Origin of the sequence: Actinomadura darangshiensis, from assembly GCF_004349235.1 — a bacterium.
Classification (GTDB): Bacteria; Actinomycetota; Actinomycetes; order Streptosporangiales; family Streptosporangiaceae; genus Spirillospora; species Spirillospora darangshiensis.
Window position 1 is genome coordinate 1 of sequence record NZ_SMKY01000345.1, and the last position, 8,556, is coordinate 8,556.

Annotated in this window: 10 protein-coding genes, 2 tRNA genes and 2 pseudogenes; 4 read left to right on the top strand and 10 right to left on the bottom strand. The window is 65.4% G+C overall.

Going from position 1 to position 8,556, the window contains the following annotated elements; genetic code table 11:
- Positions 1-9: 9 nt before the first annotated feature.
- Together E1293_RS40745 and E1293_RS40750 are read right to left on the bottom strand one after the other, a co-directional pair.
- Entirely contained in the window at positions 10-204 is a 195-nt protein-coding gene (locus E1293_RS40745) for a DUF397 domain-containing protein (RefSeq protein ID WP_132204460.1), read from the bottom strand.
- The gene (locus E1293_RS40750) at positions 195-1,004 is read right to left on the bottom strand and encodes a helix-turn-helix domain-containing protein (RefSeq protein WP_132204462.1); all 810 of its coding nucleotides are present in this window, start codon (positions 1,002-1,004) and stop codon (positions 195-197) included. Before E1293_RS40750 ends, E1293_RS40745 begins: the two co-directional genes overlap by 10 nt.
- A 134-nt stretch (positions 1,005-1,138) precedes the next feature.
- Between E1293_RS40750 and E1293_RS40755 the strand changes: the two genes are divergently transcribed.
- Together E1293_RS40755 and E1293_RS40760 are read left to right on the top strand one after the other, a co-directional pair.
- Positions 1,139-1,744 (top strand): ATP-binding protein, encoded by a 606-nt coding sequence (locus E1293_RS40755; RefSeq protein WP_132204464.1) that lies wholly within the window; start codon positions 1,139-1,141, stop codon positions 1,742-1,744.
- 132 nt (positions 1,745-1,876) lie between these two features.
- Positions 1,877-2,305, top strand: a complete 429-nt coding sequence (locus E1293_RS40760; protein ID WP_132204466.1) for a hypothetical protein — start codon at positions 1,877-1,879, stop codon at positions 2,303-2,305.
- A gap of 245 nt (positions 2,306-2,550) precedes the next feature.
- On the opposite strand, the gene E1293_RS48980 is transcribed toward E1293_RS40760, so the two are convergent.
- The 3 genes from E1293_RS48980 to E1293_RS40770 form a co-directional block, all read right to left on the bottom strand.
- Complete coding sequence (locus tag E1293_RS48980; protein WP_207939400.1) at positions 2,551-2,994, bottom strand: hypothetical protein; 444 nt, start codon at positions 2,992-2,994, stop codon at positions 2,551-2,553.
- Positions 2,995-3,124: 130 nt separating this feature from the next.
- Positions 3,125-3,424: a BTB/POZ domain-containing protein gene (locus tag E1293_RS48985; RefSeq protein ID WP_207939401.1), complete on the bottom strand. Its 300-nt coding sequence runs from the start codon at positions 3,422-3,424 to the stop codon at positions 3,125-3,127.
- 185 nt (positions 3,425-3,609) lie between these two features.
- Complete coding sequence (locus E1293_RS40770; protein ID WP_132204468.1) at positions 3,610-4,350, bottom strand: phosphotransferase; 741 nt, start codon at positions 4,348-4,350, stop codon at positions 3,610-3,612.
- Between the two features lie 92 nt (positions 4,351-4,442).
- On the opposite strand from E1293_RS40770, the pseudogene E1293_RS49920 reads away from it, so the two are divergent.
- A pseudogene (locus E1293_RS49920) lies at positions 4,443-4,676 on the top strand (hypothetical protein); the annotation flags it as partial.
- A gap of 142 nt (positions 4,677-4,818) precedes the next feature.
- On the opposite strand, the gene E1293_RS40780 reads toward E1293_RS49920, so the two are convergent.
- Positions 4,819-4,907, bottom strand: a tRNA-Ser gene (locus E1293_RS40780).
- 135 nt (positions 4,908-5,042) lie between these two features.
- Positions 5,043-5,474 carry a hypothetical protein gene (locus tag E1293_RS40785; RefSeq protein ID WP_132204470.1) on the bottom strand — a complete coding sequence of 144 codons (432 nt, stop codon included), beginning with the start codon at positions 5,472-5,474 and terminating at the stop codon, positions 5,043-5,045.
- A gap of 188 nt (positions 5,475-5,662) precedes the next feature.
- On the opposite strand from E1293_RS40785, the gene E1293_RS40790 reads away from it, so the two are divergent.
- Positions 5,663-5,735, top strand: a tRNA-Arg gene (locus E1293_RS40790).
- 251 nt (positions 5,736-5,986) lie between these two features.
- Here E1293_RS40790 and E1293_RS40795 read toward each other — a convergent pair.
- The 3 genes and pseudogenes from E1293_RS40795 to E1293_RS40805 form a co-directional block, all read right to left on the bottom strand.
- Positions 5,987-6,343, bottom strand: a pseudogene (locus E1293_RS40795) (tyrosine-type recombinase/integrase); the annotation flags it as partial.
- A gap of 904 nt (positions 6,344-7,247) precedes the next feature.
- Positions 7,248-7,805 carry a DUF4352 domain-containing protein gene (locus E1293_RS40800; RefSeq protein ID WP_132204474.1) on the bottom strand — a complete coding sequence of 186 codons (558 nt, stop codon included), beginning with the start codon at positions 7,803-7,805 and terminating at the stop codon, positions 7,248-7,250.
- A 298-nt stretch (positions 7,806-8,103) separates the two neighbouring features.
- Entirely contained in the window at positions 8,104-8,283 is a 180-nt protein-coding gene (locus E1293_RS40805; protein ID WP_132204476.1) for a hypothetical protein, read from the bottom strand.
- Between the last annotated feature and the right edge of the window lie 273 nt (positions 8,284-8,556).

Here is an 8,556-nt window from a genome sequence, read left to right on the forward strand (position 1 = left end):
GGCGGGTGGTCAGTGAGTGTCGGGGGCGGACTGGACGGCTGTGCGCAGGGCCACGCGGGTCAGCAGAAGGACGGGCCCGTCCGGGTCCTTGCTGTCCCGCACCGCCACCACCGACGCACCGGCCGCCCCAGCCAGCTCGACGCAGTTGCCGCCGTTGGAGCCGCTGTAGCTGCTCCTGCGCCACTTGGCGTCTGTCAGGTCCATTTTTCTTGGATGACCTTTCGGATCAGTTCGCAGGACATTTCTTGCGTGAGTGCCCGAGAACGGAGGTCAATCAAGGTACGCGCCAGGATGGATAGTTCTGCGGGGTTGTCCGTCGTGATGCCACGGACGGCAGTCTCGATGTACGCGACCTCGCTGCGATCCTCCATCGTCGCGACCACGAAGGCCCCCATGTTGCCGTCATGCTCGCCGCTTCCCAAGACTACTTGAACCGTGACATTCGGCAAGGAGCTGATGGCGATCAGGTGCTCCAACTGTTCCCTCATCGTCTCGGGGGCGCCCACCAGTCGGGTGAGCACCTGCTCGTCGATGAGCAGCAGTAGAGCGGGGGGAGCCTTGCCGTCGTCTCTGCTGAGGATGGCCTGGCGCTGAATGCGAGCGTCGGCGCCCTCCTTGTTGCCGCGCAAGATCGCCAGTGCGTAAGCCGGAGTCTGGGCCAGGCCAGGAATCACCGAGTGCTCGTAGCAAACGAGGATCGCCGCATCTGATTCGATCTGGGGCCAGTCGAACCAGATTGGGACGGGGTGACCGTCCTTGTTGAGGTCCTCCCACAGGCTGATGAGCGAGCCGCCAGCCTCCAGGTAGTCATCCACGATCTCCACGAAAGAGCGGGTCGCCCGCCTCTTCCCGTTCTCGAGCCGACTGATCTGGGCACCGCTCATCGTGGTCAGTTGCGCGATGGTCTCCTGCTTGACCCCTTTGGCCTCTCGCATTCGGCGCATCTGACGGCCGAAGGCGACAAGAGCGGGGGACTCGCGGGGGCGCTGACGCCGCGGGGGCATGGCCTTACCTCTCGATGGAAGCTGCCAACAACGATCATGCGCTTCCCAAGACCTGCCAGGAAGTCTTGGTAGTCACATCGTAGGCTGAAAATGGCGCACTGTGTGCTGTACGCCACACACAGTGAGGAGAGGTCATGGGTCAGGCGGCGACGCAGAACGAAATGGTGGTGAAGCAGGACCTCAAGGTCGTCGCGGAGGTCCGGCAGTTCGTGCGGCTGGTGATCGGCCAGTGGGACATGGACGACTTCGTGCCGTGCCTGGTTGCCAGCGAGCTGGTCACCAACGCGCTCCGCTACGCGTCCGAGAAGGACGGCGACGTGACCTTGCGGCTGGACCGCACCGAGGATGACGCCCTGTGGATGGAGGTCCAGGACGCAACGTCCGACCTGCCGCACATCCAGGAGGCGGACATGGCCAGCGAGGTAGGCCGGGGCCTGTTCATCGTCGACCAATTCTCGCGCCGCTGGGGCGTCCGCCCCCTCGCCCGGAAAGGCTGGCAAGGTCGTCTTCGCGATCATCGACCGCACCTGAAGACCAGCGGAGGGGCGGCACCCCCAGTCCGCCCCTCCGCTACCTACCGGCCGGACCTAACGTGGGGCACTTCCCGTACGCCCGCCCTCCGCACTCGCCGCAGTTCTCGCGGAGTCAATGACGATCCCGTACGCGGAACGCGATGCGCTCCAACAACGCCGCCACGTCGCCCTAGAGCCGCCCAAGAAGGACGAGACTTCTACCGATGATGAATGATCACCTCATCAACGACGTACCTGACTGCCGGCCTCGACGAACTGGCGGCCTTCCCAGGGGCGGCCACTCCGTTCTCCTCCGGATTGGCGTGGATATGATCTCCCGGACGAGTTGAGCGAGGTCAGATGCCCACGCACGAATGGACCCTTGCCGAAGACCCTTACGGTGGGGGCGGGCGGGGCACCAGCAAGAAGGCGCTCATCATCGCCGCGGTCATCATGGGTGTCACCGGCTTGATCGTTGTGCTCGGCTTCCTTGTCCCGACCCTGTCGGGGGACGGGACGCCCAAGGTCGGCAGCAAGCCCTATAACGCGCGCGTCGAGTGCCAGGTGAACACCGTCGGCGGCGCCGGGACGGTCACCGTCAGCGGCACCATCACGGGCGACTCTTCCCGTTTCAAGGTGACCGTTGAGGTGCTCGACTCCGCGACCAAACAGCGCATCGGCGAGGCGACGTTCGACGTCCGCGACACCACGACATTCGGCGGCACGACACCGGCTCAGGCCCCAGTGGGACCGGCAGGCATAGAGTGCCGGATCGCAAAGGTGGCCTGAGGTTACGGGCGGCGCCTACCCCCGTTGACCTGCACCAGCGCAACACGCTTGCTCTCCGAGGAACCCGCTCGTCCGCGTCCGGCCTGCAGCCACCGCACACACATCTCCACACGCGGCAGAAGAGCGCGTTGTCGGTGACCGTGCCAGTCGCCCAAAGGTAGTGGCGTGCGTGCTCCAGGAGCCGGGTCACTCGGCGTACTCAGTTCTCCCTGGTCGTCCAGTGGCGGGATGTTGGCGAAAAGGTCTTAGACCGCGTATGGGTCCCAGTAGGCGGCGTAGCGCAGCAGGGAGCGGGCCAGGTCCGGGTGGGCCGCCGCCCACCGGCTATCGAAGATGAACCACTGATCGAACCCGAAGAACCCGTCGATGTATCGGGCGACCTGCGCAATGTGGGAGTCAAGCTGGATCAGGGACTCGGCGGGTCGCTCCGGGTGGAGCATGTCCAGCACCTCCTGGTGGATCGCTTCGTGCCCGAGCGCCCGGTCGATGCCGGCGGGCGACGGGGCGTATCCGCCCAGCCGGGCGTAGCGGTCCATCGCCGGACCGATGGCAGCCTCCCCTGGAGCGACCAATGTCCGCAGCAGGCGGGCGTCGTGCGGCCAGTGGTGGGCGACGGGACTGTCAACGCCCCGCAATCGGGTGGCGAGTTCCGGCAGGGCCAGGCCCGGGAAGGCCAAGGCACCGACCAAGTCCAGATTCCGATGGGCGTCGGGCGATTCCCAGCACAGGCGAACCGAGAAGACCGACTCCGGCCCCGGCGGCGCAAGCCGGACGGTACGGACCGGGACGCCATGGCTGAAGACCGCACTGGACGCCGCTCTACCGGCGGGCAGCGGCGCCGAGCCGGATGAAATCGTCATCGCCCTCCACCCATAGGTGCTCGTGCAGCAGTTCGCGCAGCTCGTCGGCGCTTTCCGGCAGGGGCAGATTGCGCTTGCGGGCCTTTTCGAAGATTGAGTCGAGGCCGTAGACGTCGCCGCCCAGCTCGCGGTCGATCCATGCCTCCGGATCGTCGCGGTTCCAGCCGCGCCGAAACCACCCGAGCACAGTGGCGTCGGGTACGGTGACCACCCGCTTACTGAATGGCGATTCCTCCCGCCACCGAGACACGAAATACATGCGACCGACTCTAAAGGGGTTACGGGGGATCGTCAGGCCGTCGGCCTGGGAGGACGGGCACGTGGAAGCATGCCGATCCCGGGATGGTCGGCGCGGAACTTGGACGGCGTTGCGGCCGCGACGGTCACCGCCTTCCCCGAACGCGCCAGCCTGCCCGGAGACGGGTCATGAGGGCGATCAGCGGTCTACAGCACCGAGCCCAGTGCCAACTCAACATGATGCTGCTCAACCCAGGCATAGGCGGCCTGCACCTCACCCACGACCTCAGCCTCGCGAAGACGGACCATCGCTGGGTCGCCGGCCGCAGCAGCGGCCGCGATGCCACGCCAGCAACGGTCCTGCCACCACAGGATCACATCAACCAGTTCGCCCCGATCGACCAGCCGATAGGCGTCACAGACCAGCCGGACTCGCCGAGCCGCCTCTCCGACATCGACGATGCCGGGCCCCAGCCCCACGTACTGCCAGCACAAATGCGCAACGTCGTGGATCCGCCGCCCAGGAGTCGCCACGTCCCAATCGATGAAGGCCACCGGCCGCAAACCCGCACCCAGATTCCGATAAACCGTGTTCTTCGGTGACAGGTCGTTATGGCACACCACCTCTTCGTCGCCAGCCAGATCCGTCGCGGCCGTCAGATCGTGAAACTCCCGGACCAGTTCGGCGACCCGCGCCAGGCTCTCATCACTGTCGACCCCGAAGGGCTGAACCGGCTCCCACGCCACGTGACCGTCGACGAAGCTCAACACCTCGCGACCTTGATCATCCACCCCCAAGAAGCGCGGCGCCCCGTCCCAACCAGCCCGCTCCAACAGGCCAAGGAGCCGATGAACGAACGGCGAACGCGCCACAGGCTGTCGGCGCACCGTGTCACCGACACGGACACTGACGTTCACGAACCCACCAGGCAGCGAGGATTCAGACACCAGGTCATACTGCCCGACCGAGCAGCCGGCCCAGCCTGGGTGAGCTCAGGTCTGGTGTTCGCACGTCCTGGCGGCTCGCCGTTTCGTCCTGAGTGGATCTCCCAGCACTCCGATCTACTCATCGCGCAGCACGCCGCCATCAGACGAGACGGCGACACGAAGTCGAGAAATGGGGGATACCTCAGATCGCCAAGCGACACAGGGTCCCCATCCGTTTCCACGATCTGCGGCATGGGGCGGCCACGCTATCCCTGGCCGCCGGGGTCGAGATGAAGGTGTTCAGCGAGACGCTCGGCCATGCGCGGTCGTCGTTCACCGCCGATGTCTATGCTTCCGTGGTCCCGCAGGTCTTCAAGGAAGCCGCCGAGGCGGCCGCGGCTGTGGTCCCCCGCCGCGTCGGTCCCCCAAAACGAAACCAGCGGTTCCCTCGATCCGACGGACGGGATCAAGGTAACCGCTGGTTAGAGGCGGAGGATCGGGGATTTGAACCCCGGATGGGCTTGCACCCAAACCGCATTAGCAGTGCGGCGCCATAGACCGGACTAGGCGAATCCTCCAGTGGCCGTCAGGCTCAGGACAGGCTACCGGTTCGGCGAGCCAACCGGCAAAGTCTGACCTGCGGCCTCGCCAGCATAGTCGGAAACGCCTCCGGGCGCCGCGCTCCCGGGGCCGCGGGAGCGGTCCGCCGGTCGTCAGCCGCCCAGCCGGAACCCGGTGAACCCGCAGGCCTTGGCCAGGTCGTTCCCGTGGTTCCGCATGCCGTTCAGGTCGGGCTGGCGCGGCGTGGTGCTGCCGGACTGGACCTGCTTCAGCATCGAGGCCGTCTCGTCGAGGTCGCCCGCGAACGCGGTGGCCGCCGTCTCGACGTCCCCGCCGGCGCTCTGCCCTTCGGACCGGACCTTGGACGCCGTGTCCGTGAACTTCTGCGCGGTCGCCGAGGCGCCGCTGGGCGACGACGGCGACATGCCGCTGGTGGAGAAACTCCGCAGCTCGGTCTCGATGTTCTTGCACGCGGTCTTCTTCTTCCCGCCGGCGATGGCGTCGACCGCGCCACAGCCGGTGGAACCGAGCATCAGGCCACCGACGGCGAGGACGCCGACCAGCTTGGTGGCAGACATGCGCATGAGGATTCTCCTTCAGGGGGGTCGGGCTTTGAACGGGTACAGACTCCCAGGTCACTCCCGTCTCAATCACCCCTTTGGCGCACCTTCGCCACAAAGGGTTCCGTGACTCAAGTCACACCTCCGGGCGCTCGCATCCGCCAACCGATTCGCGGACAGGTCCGCAGAGCCGGTACAGTTGACTCCTGCAAGCACCCGTAGCTCAACGGATAGAGCATCTGACTACGGATCAGAAGGTTAGGGGTTCGAATCCCTTCGGGTGCGCCCAGCTCAACGCCCTCTTCCGATCGTGGGAGAGGGCTTTTGCGTGCGCCATGGGAGCCACGGGGATGGATCAGGCCCCGAAGAGGGCGCCGCTCATGGCCTCAGCCGCCGCCCGCTTGTCGTCGACGAGCAGGTGCCCATAGACGTCCTTCGTGATCGCGATGGACGTGCCCGAGGATCTTGGAGACGACGTGCAACGGCGTCCCTTGAGCCGGCATCAGCGCGAAGCGTGCCTGCAGCTCATGCCGATGTCAGTGACCGGGCCCGCAGGCTTGGCCAGCTTGGAGATGGTGTGCGGGAAGTTCTCCGGGTCCAGGGGTATCGACCTCACTCGCGAAGATCAGTCCGTGATCCTTCCACAGCTCACCGGCCGCGATCTTGGCCTCGGACCGCCGAGCACGGAGCGTGGCCACGATTTGCGGTGTGAGCACCAGCGTCCGGCGTGATTTGGGCGTCTTGATGAGCCGCACCGTCCCCGCGTACCAGTCGAGGGACGACCAGTGCAGTCCGAGAACCTCGCCGCGCCGCGGCCCGTAGGCCAGGGCGATCATGATCGCTATCTCGAGGCGGTCGCCGGTCACCGTGTCGAGCAGCGTTTTCGCTTGGTTGACCGTGAGCGTTCGCCCCTTATGGCCACCACACGAGGAGCTGCCGAAAGAGCGCCGACGTTGCGCGGGACGATGCCCTCATGCCTTGGCCCGGCGGCGCCGGACGCGGGACGGCAGACGAGGCTCACACGGAGGTCCGGACGCTGCTCATAGCCGGTGGATTCGACTTCCGGCACCTCGGGTTGACCTGGTCGCCCGCGGCCCTCTCACGCGGCCCCTGGATACCGTCGAGGCCCCCGCCGACCAGGCAAGCCAGGAATCGCTGATGCTGGCCCGCCGCTGCACAGTGACGCGTTCGATGCGCACCTGTCAGCATTGAGCGGTCACATGATCGCCCATAGCATCCTGTGCATGCCCAAGATTGAGCCCGGTATGACCAAGAGGCAGGTCAGGCGTTCCCTCGGACGTCCGCACAATCGTGTCAGCCAGAGGGCATTTGAACGCCAGTACAGAAGCATGATGATTATGGGGCGGGGGCGCAAAGGGGACGCTTGGCTGTACCTCGACACCCCGCAGCCGGGAAGTATGACGTTCATCGCCTTCGACGGAAGGCGAGTCGCCACCGTGCAGATCCAACAAGCCTCAGACCAATAGCTGCGAAGCCCCTTTCGCGTCGGGTTTCGAACCAGCTCAGTGCCGTCCTGTCGCTACGGAACCTATGCTCGCGCTGCCCGCTGTGCCCGCCGCCCCGGATGAGAACTTCTCTACGTCTTCGAGGGCGGCGAGTCGGGCCGGCCGTCCAGTGTCGTGAACAAGGAGCTGGCCGGGTTGCGCCGCCGTAACCGGGCAACTGTAGGCCGAGAACGAGATCCTCAAGCGGGCGGCGGCCTCGGCGGTGGCGGGGTCTTCGACGCCCTCGGCGACCGAGCGGAGGCCGAGGGCGCGGACGAGGTAGCCGAGCCTACTAGCCGACGTCCCATTCTGCGGAGCCGCTGAATCCAGACGCGGCGCCGAACCGAATGTGTTGCGGTTTCGCAGAGTGAGCGATGGCGAACGTAAGGCATCCTGTTTGGGATTCACCGCTAGTGAGGGTGACCTCGCCATTGGCGAACCCTTGGCAGCCTGAGACAGCAGCGAGTATCTCGGCGCTGTAACTCTGTCCAGACGAGTCAATCAAGGTTGCACCGTTGCTCGGCGAATCTTGATAGGTCTTATCACCGCTATTCAGGACTCGGAATTTTGCGGCGACAAATCGCTTCCCCGGCCCGGGTGTTGTGAATTCATCGCTGGCTTGGGCATGCTTCACAACCTTGACGAGGGTGACCTTCAGAGCGATACCTTGGGTCTTGTCGGTGATCTTCACCGTATCCCCGGGCTTCGCTACGCCTTTCTTTTGGCCCGATGAACTCGACTCGGGAGAGCCATTATCCGCGGTCTTGTTCACCGTGGCGCTCTCGCAGCCGGCCGCACCGAGCGCAAAAATCATCGCCGAGGCGGCAAGTGCTCTTTTTGATGAGAACATACGCTACCCTCCTCGCATATCGTGTTTATGCTAGAACCGCCATGGGTAAATTTTACAGAGGTGAATTTTGTTCTATGGATATTCTTGACCATTCAAAGAGCCGCTGATTAAGATCCCCCGGCCGCGAGCGACGCCTAGCGGACTTGCGTACAGCACGTGAACCCGGTCTCGGAGGTGTGGCACGCTCGTGAGCGTGGGGTGACGCCTCGGACTCCGGCGCCGAGTTCGGCTCTGATGGCAGGTCCGCGGAACGATGCTGCGCCGCCCTGGCCCCCGCGACCCGGAGCGTGGTGGAGGGTCAGTGTGCCCGAGCCGTGTGGTAGCGGCTCAGGGCGAACACGTAGCCGTTCTTCTCCTTGTCGGCGCCCTTCCAGGACTTGGCGCGCTTGAGCATGTCGGCGAGCTGGCGCTTTCGGCGTTGTCCCAGGTGGAAGAACGCGGACAGATCGAGGGCGACAACGCGCGCTGCTACGCGCATACGCCGCGCGGAGGCCTGATCGCCGCGGTGCAGATCGTCTTCTGGGGCGGCTTCTGATTCTTTCGGGAATGCCGGGCGCCGAGGGATTCGTGGGGTCCCTTGGGGGTGTCCAGTGCGGGGCCTCCTTGTGGTCTTGTGCAAAGGGGTTTTTGCTTGCGGTCTTGGTGGGAGTCGGCGCTTGCGAAGGGCTCGGTCGGCTCTTTGTGCGTCGTGAGACTTGGCGGTGGGTGTCCTCGCAGGTGGCGGTGCGGGGTGAACGGTTTGGGGTGGTGG